At 73.4% G+C, this 18,613-nt stretch carries 13 protein-coding genes; 4 read left to right on the top strand and 9 right to left on the bottom strand.

Annotated features, from left to right (window positions below; translation table 11 throughout):
* Nucleotides 1-103: 103 nt before the first annotated feature.
* Genes G7Z13_RS05440 through G7Z13_RS05420 form a run of 5 tightly spaced genes read right to left on the bottom strand, consistent with a single transcriptional unit; the run spans nucleotide 104 to nucleotide 4,533 of the window.
* On the bottom strand, nucleotides 104-973 hold the full coding sequence (locus G7Z13_RS05440; protein WP_165996553.1) for a biotin-dependent carboxyltransferase family protein: 870 nt from the start codon (nucleotides 971-973) through the stop codon (nucleotides 104-106).
* Nucleotides 970-1,596, bottom strand: a complete 627-nt coding sequence (gene pxpB, locus G7Z13_RS05435; RefSeq protein ID WP_165996551.1) for a 5-oxoprolinase subunit PxpB — start codon at nucleotides 1,594-1,596, stop codon at nucleotides 970-972. The genes G7Z13_RS05440 and pxpB overlap by 4 nt, the downstream gene beginning before the upstream one ends.
* A complete protein-coding gene (locus tag G7Z13_RS05430; protein ID WP_165996549.1) occupies nucleotides 1,593-2,351 on the bottom strand; it encodes a 5-oxoprolinase subunit PxpA in 759 nt (252 codons plus the stop codon). The genes pxpB and G7Z13_RS05430 overlap by 4 nt, the downstream gene beginning before the upstream one ends.
* 23 nt (nucleotides 2,352-2,374) lie before the next feature.
* Complete coding sequence (locus G7Z13_RS05425) at nucleotides 2,375-3,232, bottom strand: putative hydro-lyase (RefSeq protein ID WP_165996547.1); 858 nt, start codon at nucleotides 3,230-3,232, stop codon at nucleotides 2,375-2,377.
* A complete protein-coding gene (locus G7Z13_RS05420; protein ID WP_165996545.1) occupies nucleotides 3,229-4,533 on the bottom strand; it encodes an MFS transporter in 1,305 nt (434 codons plus the stop codon). Before G7Z13_RS05420 ends, G7Z13_RS05425 begins: the two co-directional genes overlap by 4 nt.
* Nucleotides 4,534-4,657: 124 nt before the next feature.
* On the opposite strand from G7Z13_RS05420, the gene G7Z13_RS05415 reads away from it, so the two are divergent.
* From G7Z13_RS05415 to G7Z13_RS05400, 4 genes are all read left to right on the top strand, one after another.
* Entirely contained in the window at nucleotides 4,658-5,368 is a 711-nt protein-coding gene (locus tag G7Z13_RS05415; RefSeq protein WP_165996543.1) for a GntR family transcriptional regulator, read from the top strand.
* A gap of 198 nt (nucleotides 5,369-5,566) precedes the next feature.
* Nucleotides 5,567-7,102, top strand: a complete 1,536-nt coding sequence (locus tag G7Z13_RS05410) for a hypothetical protein (protein ID WP_165996541.1) — start codon at nucleotides 5,567-5,569, stop codon at nucleotides 7,100-7,102.
* A gap of 31 nt (nucleotides 7,103-7,133) precedes the next feature.
* The gene (locus G7Z13_RS05405; RefSeq protein ID WP_165996539.1) at nucleotides 7,134-8,015 is read left to right on the top strand and encodes a hypothetical protein; all 882 of its coding nucleotides are present in this window, start codon (nucleotides 7,134-7,136) and stop codon (nucleotides 8,013-8,015) included.
* Between the two features lie 59 nt (nucleotides 8,016-8,074).
* Nucleotides 8,075-12,715 (top strand): hypothetical protein, encoded by a 4,641-nt coding sequence (locus G7Z13_RS05400; RefSeq protein WP_165996538.1) that lies wholly within the window; start codon nucleotides 8,075-8,077, stop codon nucleotides 12,713-12,715.
* A gap of 346 nt (nucleotides 12,716-13,061) precedes the next feature.
* Here the strand turns inward: G7Z13_RS05400 and G7Z13_RS05395 are convergent, their stop codons facing one another.
* The 4 genes from G7Z13_RS05395 to G7Z13_RS05380 all read right to left on the bottom strand — a co-directional run bounded on the left by G7Z13_RS05395 (nucleotide 13,062) and on the right by G7Z13_RS05380 (nucleotide 18,439).
* Nucleotides 13,062-13,283: a hypothetical protein gene (locus tag G7Z13_RS05395; RefSeq protein WP_165996535.1), complete on the bottom strand. Its 222-nt coding sequence runs from the start codon at nucleotides 13,281-13,283 to the stop codon at nucleotides 13,062-13,064.
* A gap of 66 nt (nucleotides 13,284-13,349) precedes the next feature.
* Entirely contained in the window at nucleotides 13,350-16,382 is a 3,033-nt protein-coding gene (locus tag G7Z13_RS05390; RefSeq protein WP_277347390.1) for an RHS repeat-associated core domain-containing protein, read from the bottom strand.
* A gap of 562 nt (nucleotides 16,383-16,944) precedes the next feature.
* Nucleotides 16,945-17,688 carry an IclR family transcriptional regulator gene (locus G7Z13_RS05385; protein WP_166004673.1) on the bottom strand — a complete coding sequence of 248 codons (744 nt, stop codon included), beginning with the start codon at nucleotides 17,686-17,688 and terminating at the stop codon, nucleotides 16,945-16,947.
* A 265-nt stretch (nucleotides 17,689-17,953) separates the two neighbouring features.
* Nucleotides 17,954-18,439 carry a hypothetical protein gene (locus tag G7Z13_RS05380; RefSeq protein WP_165996533.1) on the bottom strand — a complete coding sequence of 162 codons (486 nt, stop codon included), beginning with the start codon at nucleotides 18,437-18,439 and terminating at the stop codon, nucleotides 17,954-17,956.
* Nucleotides 18,440-18,613: the final 174 nt, after the last annotated feature.

The raw sequence follows: 18,613 nt of genomic DNA, 5'->3' as shown, positions 1-18,613 counted from the left end.
GACGGAGCGCGGGGGGACGGGCCGGTGACGGGTTCGCGGGTGGCAGGCTCGGCGGTGGGGCGTTGCCGCGCGCGGGGGAGCCGGGCGGCGGCCGGCGCCGGGATCACCGCCGGCGTACCGCCACGAAGCGGACCGGTGTTCCCGGCAGGGCCTGGGCGGCCGCCGGCAGGTCGGCGGGGTGGACGACCGCGATCACCGGATAGCCGCCGGTGGTCGGGTGGTCGGCGAGGAAGACCACCGGGCGGCCGTCCGGCGGGACCTGGACCGCGCCCAGCACCATGCCCTCGCTGGGCAGTTCACCGGGCCGGGCCCGTTCCAGGGCGGGGCCCTCCGTGCGGAGGCCGATGCGGTTGCTCGACGCCGACACCCGGTACGCGCGGGACGTGAAGTCGCCCAGGGCCCGCCGGGTGAACCAGTCGTCGCGGGGGCCGAGCGTCACCCGCAGCACCAGCTCGGCGGGCGGGGCGGGCTGCGGAGCGGTGTCCACGCGCGCGTGGGGCGCACCGGGCGTGCCCAGGGGCAGTACCGCCCCGTCCGTCAGCGGCACCGGACCCAGGCCCGACAGCAGGTCCGTGGAGCGGCTGCCGAGCACCGGCTCGACGGCGACGCCCCCGGAAACGGCGACGTAACTGCGGACGCCCGCGCGGGCCGGGCCCACGTCGAGCAGCGCCCCGGCGGGTACCCGTACCGGGGCGCCCCAGGCCGCCGGCCGCCCGTCGACGGTCACCGCGCAGGGGGCGCCGCCGACCGCGACGGTGACGGCGCAGCGGGGGCGCAGCGCGCACCCGGTGAGCGTCGTCTCCAGCACGGCCGCCGCCCGCCGGTTGCCCACCAGCCGGTTCACCAGGGCCGCCGCGGGCGCGTCGAGCGCCCCGGAGCGCGGTACGCCGAGGTGGGCGTATCCGGGGCGGCCGAGGTCCTGCACGGTGGTCAGGGCTCCGGCGCGGACGACGGCGAGGGCGCGGTCGGTCATCGGGCGGCCACCTCCGCCTCCGGCACGAAACGCACCCGCGTGCCCGGGGCGAGCAGCGCGGCCGGTTCCCGCGCGGGGTCCCACAGCACGGCGTCCGTGGTGCCGATCAGCTGCCAGCCGCCGGGCGACGACCTCGGATAGACGCCGGTGTACGGCCCCGCCAGTGCCACCGAGCCCGCGGGCACCGCGGTGCGCGGGGTGGCCCGGCGCGGGACGTCGTAGCGCGGCGGCAGCCCGGTGAGGTAACCGAAGCCGGGGGCGAAGCCGCAGAAGGCGACCCGGAACTCGATTGCCGCGTGGACGCGGGCGACCTCCTCGGGGGACACCCCCCAGTGTGCGGCGACGTCTGCCAGGTCGGGTCCGTCGTAGCGCACCGGGATCTCCACGACCGTCTCCGGGAGCGGCGGCGCGGGCGGCACGTCGGCGGCGGCCAGGTCCGAGGCCACCCGGCCCGGGTCGGTCAGGCCGTCGAGGAGGACCGTCCGCGCGGCGGGCACGATCTCCCGCACCGTCAGCGAGCCCTCCGCGCGGCGGCGCAGCAGCTCCGCGTGGAGCGCCTGCGCCTGCTCGCCCGAGTCCACCTCGACGAGCAACGCGCCGGTCCCGACGGGCAGCACCCTCATGCGAAGGCCTCCACCCGCACACCCGCGGCCTCCAGGCGCCGCCGCACCCGCCGGGCCAGCTCGACCGCGCCGGGGGTGTCCCCGTGCAGGCACAGCGACCGCGCGCGGACCCCGACCGGGGTGCCGGCCAGGGAGGTGACCGTGCCGGAGCGGGCGATGCCGACCGACCGTTCCTCGACGGCCTCCGGGTCGGTGACCACGGCGCCGTCCTGCCCGCGCGGCACCAGCGTGCCCTCCTCGGTGTACGCGCGGTCCGCGAACGCCTCCGGCACCGCGGGGAGTCCCGCCTTCCCGGCCAGCTCCAGCAGCTGCGACCCGGGCAGGCCCAGCACGGGGAGCGAGCCGCCCGCCAGCAGCACCCCCTCGACGACGGCGGCTGCCTGACGCTCGTCGCGCACCACGCGGTTGTACAGGGCGCCGTGCGGCTTGACGTAGGCCACGCGGGAGCCCGCCGCGCGCGCGAAGACCTCCAGGGCGCCGATCTGGTAGGCCACCTCGGCCGCCAGCTCGGCGGGCGGCACGTCCATCGCGCGCCGCCCGAACCCGGCCAGGTCCCGGTAGGACACCTGTGCGCCGATCGTCACCCCCCGCGCCACCGCCAGTTCGCACACCCGGCGCATGGTGACCGCGTCCCCCGCGTGGAAGCCGCAGGCCACGTTGGCGCTGGTGACGACGGTCAGGAGCTGCTCGTCGTCGGTCAGCCGCCAGCGGCCGAAGCCCTCGCCGAGGTCGGCGTTCAGATCGATCGCGGTCATGGTTCCCTCATTGTCTCGCTGGGTCACGCCACGCGGTACTGCTCGTCGCGGGCGTCGGTGAGGAGCATCCGGCCCGGCGCGTGGGTGATCGCGAACGGCGGGCGGGAGGCCATCACGGCGGCCTGCGGGGTCACGCCGCAGGCCCAGAACACCGGGATGTCGTCCGGTTCGGCCGTCACCGGCTCGCCGAAGTCGGGCCGGCTGAGGTCGGCGATGCCGAGCGCCGACGCGTCGCCGCAGTGTACGGGGCTGCCGTGCACGGCCGGGAGCAGGCTGGTCTCCCGGATGGCCGTCTCCAGGTGGCGCGGCGGGACCGGGCGCATGGACACCACCATCGGCCCGTGCAGCCGTCCGGCGGGCCGGCAGGGGCGGCTGGTGACGTACATCGGGACGTTGCGGCCCTGCTCGACGTGGCGCATCGGGACGCCCGCCGCGGTCAGCGCCCCCTCGAAGGTGAAGCTGCACCCGATCAGGAACGACACCAGGTCCTCGCGCCAGTGCGCGCGCACGTCCACCGGCTCGTCCACCAGCTCGCCGTGCTCCCAGACCCGGTAGCGCGGCAGGTCGGTGCGCAGGTCCGCGCCGTCCGCGAGGACTGTGGTCCAGGAGCCCGCGTCGGTCACGTCGAGCACCGGGCAGGGCTTGGGGTTGCGCTGGCAGAACAGCAGCATGTCGTACGCCCAGTCCGCGGGCACCGCGATGAGGTTCGCCTGGGTGTGGCCCGCCGCGACGCCCGCGGTGGGGCCGGTGAGCCCCGCGCGGATGCGGGCCCGGGCCTCACGGGGGGTCCACGCGTGCGCGTGCGCGTCGACGACGGTCAAGGGGCGGTCGTCGCCGGCGGGCGCGGCGAGCGGGTCGCTCCCGACGGGCGGGCGGGTCATGTGAGTTCCTTTCCGCGGGTCTCGGGCAGTCCGAGCAGGGCCAGCGCGGCGAGGCCGTAGCCGAGCGCGCCGAAGACCAGCGCGCCGCCCACGCCCCAGCTGTCGGCGAGGAAGCCGACCGTCGTGGGGAAGACCGCGCCCACCGCGCGGCCGGTGTTGTAGGTGAACCCCTGCCCGGTGCCGCGCACGGCCGTCGGGTACAGCTCGCTGAGGAAGGACCCGAAGCCGCTGAAGATCGCCGACATGCAGAACCCGAGCGGGAAACCGAGCACCAGCAGCAGGGAGTCGGCGCCACTGGGGATGTTCGCGTACGCCAGGATGCACACCGCCGACAGCAGGGCGAACAGCCAGATGTTGCGCCGCCGGCCCAGCCGGTCCGTGAGGTAACCCCCCGTCAGATACCCGGTGAACGCGCCGGAGATGAGGAACGTCAGGTAGCCGCCGGTGCCGACAACCGACAGGTCGCGTTCCGTCTTGAGGTAGGTCGGCACCCACGTGGCGAGGGTGTAGTAGCCGCCCTGGACGCCGGTGGACAGCAGCACCGCGAAGACCGTGGTGCGCCGCAGGCCCGGCTCGAAGATGGCGGTGAAGGAGCCCTTGGCCGGGGTGTGTTCGCGTACGGCGACGGCCTGCGGGGCGTCCTGCACCCGGCGCCGCATCCACACCACCAGCAGCGCGGGCAGCGCGCCGGTCCAGAACATCACCCGCCAGGCCAGGCCGTCGTCGAGGACGGAGAAGACCAGCGTGTAGACGATCACCGCGAGGCCCCAGCCGACCGCCCACGAGCTCTGGATGGCGCCCAGGGTGCGGCCGCGGTGCTTCGCGCTCGCGTACTCGGCGACCAGGATGGCGCCGACCGCCCACTCGCCGCCGAAGCCGAGTCCCTGAAGGGCGCGGAAGACCAGCAGCGTCTCGTAGTTGGGGGCGAATCCGCAGGCCACCGTGAACACGGCGTACGTGATCACCGTGATCATCAGGGCCTTGACGCGGCCGATCCGGTCCGCCAGCACGCCCGCGAGGGCGCCGCCGACGGCCGAGACGACGAGCGTGACCGTGGTGAACAGGCCGGTCTGGCCGCTGTCCAGGCCGAAGTACGCGGCCAGCGCGACCATGCTCAGCGGCAGGGTGAAGTAGTCGTAGGAGTCCAGGGCGTAGCCGCCGAACGCCCCGGCGAACGCGCGCCGGCCGCGCGGACCGAGCGCGCGCAGCCAGCCCAACGGGCCGTCATCGCCAGGGTGTTCACCGGTGACGGGGCGGGGCGTCTGGCCGGTCACGGCCTTCGGTGGAGGGGTCGTGCTCATGGGCACCTCGCAGGAAGAGGACGGTGCTTGAGAGTGAGCCAACGCACAGCAACGTAGAGGATCGTTCAACGATCCTTCAATACCCCTGTTGTTTCGTTCTGATGTCTGCGCTTGAATTCCGGGCATGGCAGAGCAGTTGACGGACCTCGCCGACGACCGCGCGCTCCTCGGGCGCACCAGCACCGCGGAGCGGGTCTCGGACATCCTCCGCAGCCGGATCGCCGACGGGTACTTCCCGCCGGGCACCCGGCTGTCGGAGGAGAGCATCGGCGGCGCGCTCGGGGTCTCCCGCAACACCCTGCGCGAGGCGTTCCGGCTGCTCACGCACGAACGGCTGCTCGTCCACGAGCTGAACCGCGGCGTCTTCGTGCGGGTTCTGACCGTCGAGGACGTCGAGGACATCTACCGCACCCGCCGGCTCGTCGAGTGCGCCGTCGTCCGGGGGCTGGGCGAGCCGCCGTACGCCGTCGACGCGCTCGCCGCGGCCGTCGAGGCGGGCCGGCGGGCCGCGCGCGAAGGCGACTGGAAGGCGGTGGGCACGGCCAACATCCACTTCCACCGGGAGCTGGTCGCGCTCTCCGGCAGCGAGCGCACCGACGAGCTCATGCGCAGCGTCTTCGCCGAACTGCGCCTCGCGTTCCACGTCGTGGACGAGCCGCAGCAACTGCACGAACCGTACATCGCGCGAAATGTCCAGATCCTAAAGGCCCTTCAGGCGGGCGACCCCGCCCGCGCCGAGCACCTGCTCGCGGGCTACCTCGACGACTCCCTGGAACGCGTGGTGGAGGTCTACCGGCGCCGGGTCGGCACGGACGGTACGGACGACCGCTTCTGAAGCGACACGGGGCCACCGTCTGCCACTGCCGGGGCGACACGGGGCCACCGTCTGCCACTGCCGGGGCGCCGCCGGGCCACCGCCTGCCACCGCCGGGGCACGGCCGGCAGCTCCCGCCGGACGGTCCCCGCCCCGGTCCCCTCGCACGGCCGCCCGCCGTTTGGGCCGTTGTCAGACCGAGGACCTAGTCTGTGCACCGTGACTTCGCCTGCATCGACGGACAGCGTTCCGCCCCAGCTCAGCGCGGGGCCGCGCCCCGCCATGGGCCCGGCCGCCGACGAGGGACTGGCGCGGCGGCTGCGCGCGCTCGCCTGCACCGCGCCGCTGCACGACCTCGACGCCCGCAAGGCGAATCTCGCCGGTGAGTACTCGGTGTACGGGATGGCGGAGATCGCCCTCGCCGCGATCGACCTCGTTACGCTGAACATGGACTTCGACACCGGCGCCGACCACGAACAGGTCGTCGCCCGGCTCGTCCCGCGCATCGCCGCCCAGGCCCCGCAGCGGCCCGCCGCCGAGCACGAGCGGGTCGCCCGCTGGGTCCTGGAGAACCTCATCAACGTCGGCAGCGTGGACCGCGGCTTCCGCGCGGTCTACGGAACCTTCGGCCCGGACGGCACGTACGTCCGCCGGGACTACGACTTCAAGCTGATCGAGGAGGTCCCCGGCCCCGGCGGCAGCGTCTACCTGCGCACCACCGACGAGGCGGTCAACGTCCTCGTCGGCGCCCTCGACACCGATGTCACCAGTGCCCAGATCGCCGCCGAGGTCAAGCTGGAGGTGCTGATCAGCCGCGGCCGCCTCGCCGACGCCCAGCTCGCCGCCGAACAGGCCCGGTACCGCACCGTGCAGTACTCGGAGACCCTGCGCAAGGCCCTGGACGCCACCCGCCGCAACGTCCGCGCGGTGGACTGGCTCAACGCCGTCCCCGACATGATCGCCGAGGCCCTCGACCACGTCGCCGACCGCTACCGGCACGAGAACGCGATCCTCACCAACATCCGCAAGGCCCGCGACGAGTCCGAGGACCCCGAGCACAAGCGCCGCGCCGCCGAGCTGGTCGACATCGTCAAGGACTGCATCCGCCGCCACACCCAGCTCCAGTCCCGCCTGCTGGAAGCCGGCCCCCTGTTCCGCGCCGAGCAGGACCGCCAGGCCTTCGCCACCCCGGCGTCGACCGCGGGCATAGACGTCTACGGCCACCTCCTCGCCCCCGTCCTGCCGCTGCCCCTGGAGCAGGCGACCCGCGTCACCGACGCCTGGTTCGCGCAGGGCACCGGCCTGCGCACCCCGGTGTCCGTCCGTGTCGGCGACCTCGTCGACATCCTGCTCACCCCGCCCGTCGAGCGCGAGCACCTGGGCGCCGAGATGCCCGAACCCGACCTCATCGCCACCCCGGACGACAGCCGCTTCAGCGAGGAACAGCTCGCCGCGGCGACGGAACTGCTGGACCTCCCGGCCGACGCGCCCCGCCGGCTCTCCGGCCTACTGGCCGAGGCCAGGCGCACGCACCCCCAGGACCCCGACCTGCCGTACCTGATCGCCCTGCTGGCCGTCCACGCGGCCAGCCCGCCCGTCGGCACCGCCTACCGGCAGGGCGAGGAGAAACTCCTGTTCGCCGTGGACGACGGCACCGAGCTGGACGACCCCGAGTTCGGCGGCGCCGACCTCATCGTCGGCACGGCGCTGCTGGACGCGGCCGGGATGGCGGCCGGCAGGACGGAAGCAGCATGACCCAGCACCAGCGCATCAAGGAGCACCGCCCGTGACCGAGCACGCCGAGTGGAGTGAGCCGGAGGCATCCGCCCCGTCGGCGCAGGTTCCCGTCACTCCCGCCGACGCCGCCGACGCGGCGCGGCTCGTCGCCTTCGGGCTCCAGCCCAAGCTGCTCCCCGCCCGCGACCAGGAGTACGCCGACCTGCTGCGCCGCTACCGGGAGGACCCGCCGTTCGCCCGCCTCGCCGACGCCGTCGCCGCCGGTCTCGGCCTCGTCGTGCTGGAGGTGTCCCCGCGCGCGGGCATGGCCGTGACGGCCGCCGAGGACTCGGTGTTCGCCGTACGCATGGGGGACTACGCGCGTCGCACCTCCGCCGACTCCGGCGACCGCTTCCTGCACGGCCTCGCCCACCTCGCCGTCGCCGCGATGGCCTTCCCGCGCCCCGAGGACCTCGCCGACGACGGCTACATCGGCCGCGTCACCGTCAACGGCGTCGACGCCTTCGTCCGGCAGGCCTGCCGCCGCCTGGAGGAACGCGCCGCCGAGCAGGGCGAGAACACCGACCCGGCCACGGACGCGCCCGGTCTGGAAGCCGCCTGGCGGGTCTGGTCGAGACGCAGCGCGACCGGCGCCACCAAGGACGCGCGCCGGCCGGCCGCCTCCACGACGGGCATCGTCGCCAAGGCCGTCATGTTCCTCACCGACTCCGGCTTCCTCCAGCGCACCGGCGACGACAACGGCGGCACCTACCGCACCACCGCGCGGTACCAGCTCCAGGTCCGCGACATGGCGGGCAGCGCGGCGCTGGCCGAACTGCTGGAACTGGGCGTCGTCCCGGTCACCGACGGCACACCGACCCTGCTGCCCGCAGAGGAGAGCGACGACCTGGACCTGGTGGCCGACGCCGGACTGCCCTTCCACTCCTCCTGAGCCGCACCCCCGCACCTCCCCGTTCCTCCCGATCTGCCGAAGCGTTACGAGAGTCCGCCATGTACGAGCTGTCCCGGGTCCGCCTCTACTCCATCGGGCCCGCCGGTGCGCGCTACGCCGACACCGTGCTTGACCTGCGCGGGGTGGGCGCGCCCGTGCCCGATCCCGCGCCCGCCCAGGCGGAGTTCTTCGAGGAGGAGCCCGTCGGCCCGCCGCGCCGCCCCGCGCCCGCAGGCGTCCTCTTCCTGGAGAACGGCGGCGGCAAGTCCGTCCTGCTCAAGCTGATCTTCTCGGTGATGCTGCCGGGCCACCGCAACACCCTCGGCGGCGCCAGCTCCGGCGTGCTGCGCAAGTTCCTGCTCGCCGACGACTGCGGCCACGTCGCCCTGGAGTGGCAGCACGTGCAGACCGGCGAGTGCGTCGTCGTCGGCAAGGTCAGCGAATGGCGCGGCCGGCAGGTCTCCAACGACCCGCGCAAGTTCGCCGAGGCCTGGTACTCCTTCCGGCCCGGCCCCGGACTCACCCTCGACAACCTGCCCGTCGCCGAGTCCACCGCCGTCCGCCCGCCCGCCGAGGGCCAGTCCGGCGCCCAGGGCCGCCGCCGCACCATGAAGGGCTTCCGCGACGCCCTCACCGACGCCGGCAAGGCCTACCCGCACCTGGAGGTGCACTGGGAGGAGATTCACGAGCGCTGGACCGAACACCTCGGCGAACTCGGCCTCGACCCCGAACTCTTCCGGTACCAGCGCGAGATGAACGCCGACGAGGGCGAGGCGGCCGGCCTGTTCGCGGTGAAGAAGGACTCCGACTTCACCGACCTGCTGCTGCGCGCCGTCACCGACACCCGTGACACCGACGGGCTCGCCGACCTCGTCAGCGGCTTCGGCAACAAGCTGGGCCGCCGCGCCGAGCTGATCGCCGAACGCGACTTCACCGCCGGGTCCGTGGACCTGCTCGGGAAGATCGTCGAGGCAGCCGAGGCCCGTTCCCGCGCGCGCGACGTGCACGCCGGAGCCGAGCGGCGCACCCGCACCCTGGCCCGCCGGCTCTCCGCGCGCGGCGCCCGGGAACGCGTGCGCGCCGCCGACCTCGCCCAGCGGGTCACCGCCGCCGCCTACGCCGTCACCCACGCCGAGAGCGCCCGCGAGCGCAGCGCCCTGATCACCGCCGAACTCGCCTACCGGCACGCCTCCCTGGCGCTCGCCGCCGCCGAGAAGGCCGCCGCCGCGCAGAAGCGGGAACTCGCCGACGCGCGCACCCTGCACTCCGCCTGGCAGGCCGCCGAGGCCGTGCTGCGCCACCGCGCCGCCGCCGACCGGGTCGCCCGCGTGGCCGCCGCCATCCAGGAGGCCGAGCGGGACGCCGCCCCCGCGCTCGCCGCCCGCACCAAGGCCGCCGTCGATCTGGTGCGCGCCCTGCACGCCGCCGCCGAGAGCGCCGAGACCCTGGCCAACGAGGAGGAGGAGCGCTCCGCCGCGCTCCAGGAGGCCGGCGACCTCGCCTACCGGGACTCCACCGCCGCCGCCACCGAGGCGCAGCGCGCCCGCAGCGAGATCGGGCACCTGCGGCAGCGCCTCGCCGAGGTCGAGCAGGAGACCGCCGAAGCGGTCCGCGCGGGCTGGCTCGACGACAGCGCCCCCGACGCCGACCCCGCGCGCGCCGCCCTCGCCGCCAGCGACGCCGAGAAGAGCGCCGTCGCCGCCTGGGACACCGCCCGCGAAGCCGCCCGCCGGGCCGCCGAGCACGCGCGCGAGGCGGCCGCCGCCGAGTCCCGCGCGGAGCTGACCGCCGCCCGCGCGGCCGACGCCGCCACCGCGGCCGAACGGGCGTACGAGGGCGAACGGCGCACCGCCGAGGCGCTGGCCGCCGAGCAGCGGCTGGCGGAACTGCTGAGCCTGCCCGGCGCCTCCGCCGGCGCCCGCGCCCTGGTGCCCGCGCCCCGCAACGGCGAGGGCACCCCCGAGGACGACACCGCACCCGCCGCGACCGCCCTGACCGCCGAGGAGCTGGACCGCTTCGCCGACGAGCTGCGCGAACTCCTCGACGACGCGGTCTCCTCCGCCGAGCGACAGCTGTTCGACCTGCGCACCGCCGCCGCCGACGACGCCCGCATCCTCGGCGCGCTCGGCGACGGCGGGCTGCTGCCGCCCGGCCCCGACGTGCTGGCCACCGTCGAGTTCCTCGGCGAGCACGGCATCCCCGCGCTCCCCGGCTGGCGCTACCTCGCCCAGGCCGTCGACCCCGCCGACCACGCGCGCGTGCTGGCCGCCCGGCCCGAGCTGGTCGACGGCGTGATCATCACCGACCCCGACTCGCACGCCCGCGCCCGCGAAGCCCTCAGCGACGCCGCGCTGCTGCCCCGGTCCGCCGTGGCCGTCGGCACCGCCGCCGCCCTGCTCGCCCCCACCCCGGCCGCCGGCTCCGGCGACGTCTTCCTCGTCCCGCCGAACCCGGCCATGCACGACGAACACGCCGCCGACGAGGAACGACAGGCCCTGCGCGCCCGCGCGACCGAGCGCGACGAGCAGATCCGCGCCCTCGCCGCCCGCCTCGGCAAGGACCGCGAACTGGCCGCCCGGCTCGCCTCCTGGCGCACCGGCTGCCCCGCCGGCCGCCTCGCCGAACTCGCCCGCACCGCCCAGGAGGCGCGCGCCTTCGCCGAGGAGACCGAGGCCGAGCTGGCCGAGGCCCGCACCGTCCACGCGGAGGCCGAGGAAGCCGCCACCGAGGCCGCCCGGGTCCGCGACGAGAAGCAGGAGGCCGCCCAGAAGGCCCGGCGCGCCGCCGACGCCCTCGCCGGCCTCGCCTTCCGGCTGCGCGAACGGGCCGGCTGGCAGGCCAAGCTGCGCGAACTCGCCGACGAGGCCGCCGAGTCCGAGGCCCGCGCCCAGGCCTGCCTGGAACGTGCCCGCGCCGCCGACGAGGACCGCCGCGCCGCCCAGCGCGCCGCCGACGACGCCCGCCGCACCGCCCGCGCCCTGCGTGCCGAGCGCGCCGAGATCGCCGGCGCCCCCGACGACGTACCGGAACCGGACACGGACGCGCCCAAGGCGTCCCTGCCCGCCCTGCGCGAGGCCTACCGGGCCGCCTCCCAGGTGTACGAGAAGGTCGGCGTCGGCGCCGACCTGCGCGCCGAGCAGGCCCGCGCGGAAAGCGACGAGAGCGCCGCCCGCGCCGAACTGGACCGGCTCAGCAACAAGGTGCGCACCCGCGCGGAGCAGCTGCTCCAGTCCCCCGACGGCTCCGACGGGCCGTCCCGGCAGGCCGCCGCGGCCCGCGCGGAGGAGCTGGTGCAGCTCCTGGAGACCCGGATGTCCACCGCCAGCGAGCAGCTGGGCCGGCTGCGCGGCGAGGCCGAACGGCACGCCCCCGAGGACGGCGAGGCGCACACCGAGCTGCCCGAGGAGCTGGTCCCGCGCGACGCCGAGCACGCCCAGGCGCTGCTGCGCACTGCCACCGCCGAACTCGCCTCCCGCACCGAGGCGCTGGCCCAGGCCCGCGAGGCGCACGCCGAACTGCTGGCCGCCCACCGCGCCGCCGAGGACGCGGCCGGCGGCTTCGACGAGATCGCCGCCCTCCTGCGCGACCTGCTGCGCGAGCCCGCCGCGGAGGACGACCAGGAGCAGCCGGAACCGTACCCGGGCAGCCTGGAGGAGGCCCGGCAGGCCGCCGCCGAGGCCCGCCGGTCGCTGCGCGGCTGCGCCGCCGACCTCTCGGCCGCCGAGGCCGCCGTCCGCGAGGCGAGCGACGTCCTGGTGCGGCACGCCAACTCCACCCGCTACGAGCAGGTGCGCACCCCCGCCCGGCAGCAGATCCGCGAACTGCCCGCGTCCGCCCTGCCCGAGCACGCCCAGCGCTGGGCGGACGCCTTCGCGCCCCGGCTGCGCGTCCTCACCGACGAGCTGGCGCAGCTGGAGCGCAACCGCGACTCGATCGTGGACCGGCTGCGCGGCATGGTCGAGTCCGCCCTCGCCACCCTGCGCTCCGCGCAGCGGCTGTCCCGGCTGCCGGAAGGGCTCGGCGAGTGGTCCGGGCAGGAGTTCCTGCGCATCCGCTTCGAGGAACCAGACCAGGCCACCCTCACCGAACGCCTCGGCGAGGTCATCGACGAGGCCACCCGCGCGGCGGTCAAGAAGAACTCCGACCTGCGCCGCGACGGCATGTCCCTGCTGCTGCGCGGAGTCGCCGCCGCGCTCCAGCCGAAGGGCGTCGCCGTCGAGATCCTCAAGCCCGACGCGGTGCTGCGCGCCGAGCGGGTGCCCGTCGGACAGATGGGTGACGTGTTCTCCGGCGGCCAGCTGCTCACCGCGGCCATCGCCCTGTACTGCACGATGGCCGCCCTGCGCTCCAACGACCGGGGCCGCAGCGACAAGCACCGCCACGCGGGCACCCTGTTCCTCGACAACCCGATCGGCCGCGCCAACGCGACGTACCTGCTGGAGCTCCAGCGCGCGGTCTCGGACGCGCTGGGCGTGCAGCTGCTGTACACCACCGGCCTGTTCGACACCACGGCGCTCGCCGAGTTCCCGCTGGTGATCCGCCTGCGCAACGACGCGGACCTGCGGGCCGGCCTGAAGTACATCAGCGTGGAGGAGCACCTTCGCCCCGGCCTGCCGAAGCCGCCGCAGGCGGGGGAGGCGGTCCACAGCGAGATCACCGCGACCAGGATGTACAAGCGCCCGGCGCCGTCGACGACCTGAGAGGCGCGGGACGAGCACCGTGGCCGCGGGCCCGCACAAGCCTGCTGCACCCTCGAACGCCGAACCGGTCCGCTCCCGTAGCGGGGGGGCGGACCGGTTGGCACACTCGAGGGCCGGTCTCTCCGGCCAGTACGCCGACGGCCCAGTCACGCTCTGGCCCCCGTTTCACGCAGCTTCCGTCCGACGCCTCGGGGGGGCTTGGCGCTGCCTCACCTACCGCGTCGGATCTTCACGAGTATGTACAGCGCGACGATGATCGCGACGAAAACTATGGTGAAGACGAGCGCATCCTGCGCGTTTTCGACTGGTGAGTATTTGCCGCTGGCTGCCAGTACGGCCGCGTGTGTCACTTCCGGCTCCTTCCCATCGCCGCCAGAAGGCAAGCGAAGGCGCCGCAGATGAAGACCACACTCAATACTTTGCCCAGCATGAAGGAACTGTCAGCCATACCCCAGGAGGGGAAGGACAGGAAACCCAGCACGATCCCGCATACCAACTCGACTGCACTGATGGCCGCGAGAATCACCGCAGTCCTGCGGTTCTCTCTCTCGTTCCTGGCGAGTTCCACTGTCACTTCCTCCGTCGGATCAGTCCTGCCCGGACACGGTCGACACCGTGTCCGGGCAGATTTCTCTCACGTCGCGCTGTTCTGGTAGTTCGCCGTGACGTAGGCTCCCGCGGCAGTTCCTATGGCTGCGCAATAGGGCACCGCTGCCCCCGCTCCGGCCGGCCCTCCCACGGCCGCAGCCCCGGCTTCACAAAGACCTGTGATGCCGATGTCCGCGATGACACCCGCCGTTGCGGCTTCCGCCGCGTCCGGGCCGCCGGTCAGGCCTTCATAGACGATGCCGGCAACGGAAAGCCCACTGCCGATGTTCCCCAGGGTGTCCAGTGAGAGCAGCCCGGTGGGATCACCGTTGTTGACGGGGTCGCCGCCCGCGTACAGGTAGGGGTTGGTTTCCTGTCCGGACGGGTCCGGCTGGGTGAAGCGGCCGAGCTGGGGGTCGTAGTAGCGGTGGCCCATCTTGTACAGACCCGTCGCGTCCAGGTAGGCACCGGCATAACGGAACGGTTGGGGGGTTGCCTCGGTGGTGGTGCCGCGGGGCAGGCCGGTGGGGCCGTAGGCGTAGGTGTGCGTGCGCTTGCCCGTGTCGTCCGCCAGACCCAGGACGTTGCCCGTGGCGTCGGTGAGGTAGTAGTACGACTTACCCCCGGTCGTCATGGAGTTCAAGGTGCCCGCCGGTTCGCGGATGAATCCCGTGTCGACGCCGTTGGTGGTCGTGGACGCCAGACCGACTGCGGTGTGGTGGAACCACGTCGCACCGAACTTCGTGCGCTCGTTGTTGTCGGTGCCCGCGTGGACCAGGTCGTGGCTCGTGCCGCCCACCGTGATGTCGGCCAGCTGGTGGTAGTCGGTCCACTTCTCGTTCGACCGCGCCGTCGCGGCGACGCGGCCGCCGGCTGTTTCGTTGCCGGTCTTGTCGTACGACCACGGTGTCGTGGAGCCGGTCTGGGCGGTGAGCTGGAGGGCGTCGTTGTAGGTGAACTGCGCCGAGCCGGGGCAGGTGGCCGCGGAGCCGTCCTGGCTGGTGAGGTTGCCGGCCTGGTCGAAGCAGTACAGCCACGACGCCTTGCGGGTACCCGCGGAGTCGGTCTCCAGGGCGTAACGGAGCCGGTCCTGGGTGTCGTAGTCGTAGGTGGTCCTGAGTTTGGTGAGGTTGTCGGTGCGGGTGCGGATCTTGGTGGTGTCCTTGCCCGCGCTGTTGGTGTAGGTGTAGGTCAGGTCGATGAGCGTCGTCGTGCCCGCGGTGGTCTTGATCGCGGACGGGCGGCCGTTCTTGTCGATGGTGGCCGACTGGGTGGTGCCGCCGGGGTAGACCGTCTTGGTGCGCTTGTCGTTGTTGTTGTGCTCGAAGTCGGTCTTCTTGCCGTCCGGCGCGGTCAGGTAGTCCAGGCGGCCGGCGGCGTCCCACGTGTAGTCGGTCTTCCCGGTGGGGTCGGTGTAGTGGTCGACCTCGCCGCCCGGGGTGTAGGCGAGGGCGGTCTGCGCACCGTTCTGGAGGGTGCGGATCCTCTCGCGGTTGAGTTTGTCGTAGTCCCAGCGGGTGGTGCCGGAGGCGTCGGTGCGGACCTTGAGGTTGCCGTCGCCGTCGTAGTCGAAGGTGACGGTCGCGTTGGTCGAGGACACCTTCGTGACCCGGTCGCGGGTGTCGTAGGTGTAGACGGTCTTGATGCCGCGGCCGTCGGTGACGGTCTCGACGCGGCCGAGCGCGTCGTAGGTGTACGTCGTCTCACCCAGCGGCGCGGGCGGCGTGACCTTGGACAAGTTGCCCTTGTCGTCGTAGGTGAAGGACGTCTTCGACGAGCGGGTGTCGTTGATTTTCACCGTCGCCGTGCAGCGCTGGCCCTCGAAGCCGCCGCAGGTGGGGGTGGCCTTGTTGTAGGTGTAGGTGCGCTGCCCGCCGGCGGTGCCGGACGTGGTGACCGACATGGTGTTGCCGTTGGTGTCGTAGGAGAACGAGTCCTTACGGCCGTCGGCGGAGGTGAAGTCGTTCGGCAGGTCCGTGCCGGCGATCGTCTGGTACGCCGTCACCGACGCGGTGGCACCCATGGGCAGCTGGGTCTTGACCGGGTTGTTACGGGTGTCCCAGCCGTAGGTGGTGACGTTGCCGCCCGTGCCGTCCGTCCCCGTGCCCATCGCGTCGGTCGTGGTCTGGGTCAGGTGGTTGGTGTAGCTGGCGTGCCGGTAGTGGTCCAGCGGGTCCTTGACCTTGGTGACCTCGCCGTCGGCGTTGTGCCAGTGGACCGTGGCGTCGCCGTCCGGGTCGGTGACCGTCGTGGTGCCGGCGTCCTGCGGCGTGGCCGCGCTGTAGTCGAAGCGCCAGGTCGGGCCGGTGTGGCCGCTGGCCGACGACTCGGTGGCGCGCTGCATGGAGGTCACGCGGTTGTGGCCGTCGTAGGTGAAGAGGGTGACCGTGCCCTCCGGGGTGGTCACCTTGGTCAGGCGGCCGTCGCCGTCGTAGGTGTACGAGGTGGCCTTGCCCGCCGTGTCGGTCACCTTGGCGAGGTGGCCGTGCGTGTCGAGGTCGAAGACGGCGGTACGGCCGGTGTGGTCCTTGGCCTGCCACTGGTTGCCGTACGTCTTGACCAGGTCGATCCAGCGGCCCGAGCGGGTCTCGGTGAGCTTGAAGCCCTTGTGCTCGCCGCTCTCGTCGTGCTGGTCGACGGTGATCGTGCCGTGGTTCTTGTCCGCGACCTTGGTGAGCGTGCCGTGTGCGTCGTAGGTGTCGCGGCTGCCGGACTTGCGGTCGGTCAGGGTGTAGGTGCCGTCCGCGTTCTTCTTCAGGTCCTTGGCGTAGCCGGTCGGCGTGGTGTAGGTGCCGGTGCTGGTCTGCTTGAAGCGCAGGGCTGCCCCGGTGGCGTCGAAGACGACCACCTCGGTGTCGCCAATCTGGAGGTAGCGCTCGTAGCCCTGCCACCAGCGCTGCGAGACCTTCCCCCAGGGCGCCTCGAGGGAGTTGTAGGTGCGGGCGAGCTGCAGCTTCTGGCCGACGCCGGCGATGTCGAAGTCGGTGGCCGCGAGCATCAGGTTGCCGTTGGACAGGTTCACCCGGGCCACGAGGGCGTCGTTCAGGCGGGTGTCGAGGACGCGATGCCATTCGTCCACGGACTCTCCGGCTCCGGCAACTGTGGCCGAGGAGTCGCTGCGAGGCCGGGCGCCGCGGCGACCACCAGGGCGGCCGTGGTGATCGCGGCGACGAAGGCTGTTCTGTGTGTTCTCCGGGCACGCCGAAACGGCGTGCGCCCAGCACGCGAATGCATCAGCTTCCCCCCACAGGAAGTCAGAAGAGAAATGCGACAGACAGTCAGAAGTGGCGACGTCCACGGTCGCCACTGCTGCACAAGCTGTCACACCAGGCACACAAGTTGACGGGCTCTGCCCCCGAACAGTTGATCTATACGGGCCGGAATCGGCCCGGCCGCTTCCAGGGCGACATGGCGGCACTCATCAGGACATGGGAGGCCTGATCCGACGCGGAATCGGCCGTTCCGTCATCCGCCGGCGGTCCACGTCGGCTGAAACAGGCGCCCTGTGAAGCGACGCCGTCAGCGGGTGCGCAGCCGGTCGCCGAGGGAGTTCTCGGCAGTCGCCGGAGGAGTGCCCAGCAGTCGCCGCGGAAGTGCTCAGCCCTTGCGGCGGCCGGCCCTTCTGGAAGCCGTGGAGCGGTTCAGAAGCCGTAGCCCATACGGCGCGACAGCTCGGCGCCGGCCGCCACCATGCGCTGGGCCAGTTCCGGCAGCCGGTCCGCGTTCAGCCGGTAGACCGGCCCCGAGACGCTGATCGCGGCGATCACCTGGCCGTCGTGCGCCCGGACCGGCGCGGCCACGGCGGCGAGTCCCAGCTCCAGCTCCTCGACGGTCATCCCGTAGCCCTGCCGGACCACGGCCTCCAGCTCGCCGCGGAGCGTGGACGCGCCGGTGACCGTGCGCTCGGTGAACCGGGGCAGCGGACGGGCCAGCAGGCCCTCGCGCAGGGCCGGCGGCATGTGCGCGAGCAGCACCTTTCCGCTGGACGTGGCGTGCAGCGGGGTGCGCCGGCCGAGCCAGTTCTGCGCGGTCACGGACGCCGTGCCGCGAGCCTGCATGATGTTGACGGCCGCGTCGTCGTCGAGGACCGCGATGTTGACGGTCTCGCCCAGCTCGTCGGCGAGCTCCCGGCACACCGGGACGCCCTCCTGCGAGATGTCCAGCCGGACCGCCGCCGCACCCGCCAGCCGCAGCACACCGGCTCCCAGGTAGTACTTGCCGCGGTCCTTCGCCTGCGCCACCAGGCCGCGGTTCTCCAGGACGCCGAGCAGCCGGAACGCGGTGGACTTGTGCACGTCCAGCTCTTCGGCGATCTCCGTGACGCCCGCCTCCCCGAGCCGGGCCAGGATCTCCAGGACGCTGACGGCGCGATCCACCGACTGCACGGCACTGGTGGCACCCCGGCCGCCCCGCTTCGCTGCGGGCGAGGCGCTGTCACCGGCGGGCGCGGACTGGCTCTGCGTGCGGACCATCACTCGACTCTTACTGCCTGACGGCCACTTCGGGCCGCCTCTGCGGGAATCCCTGGACGCGACGGTCGTCCCGCCTGACGTGTGGGTTCTGTTGCGCACAGCGCCGGCCAATGCGCCATGCGAGACAACATGCTACCGAAGCGTCCGGATCCCGACTGGTGTCCCCGCTCCGCCGTCCTCAGGAATGCGACAGCTGCTCCGCCCCGCCGGACCGGCGTATGCGCTCCTGCCTCCGCTCGGCGACGCGAGCCTGCCGACGCGCCCGGCGGCGTTCGCGACGCAGCGCGCGTGCCGTGCTGCTCGGCGTCGACACCACGCCGTTGCGCTGGGTCCACACTTGACGCGTCACCCACACGTCCAGCGCCGCCCACGTGGCCACCACCGTGCTCGCCACGCCGCTGAGCACCATCGGGAACGCCAGCCATGATCCGGCCAGAGTGCACAGGAACGCCACCATCGCCTGAATCAGCGTCACCGCGATGATGAGCACCGCCCGCACGGCCGCCGTACGCACCGGATCGGGAAGCCGGCGCCGCTTCGCCGGCTCCTCGACCCACAACGGCCGGTAATACGGCCGTTCCTGAGCGCCGCCCGGGTCGTCGGACCTGCGGGCACCCGCCACGCTCGCCACGGGCGCCTCCTGCCGCTCCGCCGTGCCCATCATCGTGTCCACTCCCCACCGCCCAGCAGATCCGCTCGCCTCGGTCCGAAGACCCGACTCCCCGTGTGGCTGCCCGGCTTGCGCTGTTTTACGCCGCCCGGGTGCGGGATGCGGCTCCTGTGGCCGATTCCGCCCCCATTCCCTGCCATGAAGGACGAACGGCACTCCGCGAAGATT

The organism is Streptomyces sp. JB150 (assembly GCF_011193355.1).
Taxonomy (GTDB): domain Bacteria; phylum Actinomycetota; class Actinomycetes; order Streptomycetales; family Streptomycetaceae; genus Streptomyces.
Note: the sequence above shows the minus strand (reverse complement) of the source record. Positions and strands in the feature narration are given on the sequence as shown.

Coding starts and splice junctions, on each gene's coding strand:
- G7Z13_RS05440 (WP_165996553.1), bottom strand. CDS start 973: ATGACCGACCGCGCCCTCGCCGTCGTCCGCGCCGGAGCCCTGACCACC.
- G7Z13_RS05420 (WP_165996545.1), bottom strand. CDS start 4,533: ATGAGCACGACCCCTCCACCGAAGGCCGTGACCGGCCAGACGCCCCGC.
- G7Z13_RS05415 (WP_165996543.1), top strand. CDS start 4,658: ATGGCAGAGCAGTTGACGGACCTCGCCGACGACCGCGCGCTCCTCGGG.
- G7Z13_RS05380 (WP_165996533.1), bottom strand. CDS start 18,439: ATGATGGGCACGGCGGAGCGGCAGGAGGCGCCCGTGGCGAGCGTGGCG.
- pxpB (WP_165996551.1), bottom strand. CDS start 1,596: ATGAGGGTGCTGCCCGTCGGGACCGGCGCGTTGCTCGTCGAGGTGGAC.
- G7Z13_RS05400 (WP_165996538.1), top strand. CDS start 8,075: ATGTACGAGCTGTCCCGGGTCCGCCTCTACTCCATCGGGCCCGCCGGT.
- G7Z13_RS05430 (WP_165996549.1), bottom strand. CDS start 2,351: ATGACCGCGATCGATCTGAACGCCGACCTCGGCGAGGGCTTCGGCCGC.
- G7Z13_RS05425 (WP_165996547.1), bottom strand. CDS start 3,232: ATGACCCGCCCGCCCGTCGGGAGCGACCCGCTCGCCGCGCCCGCCGGC.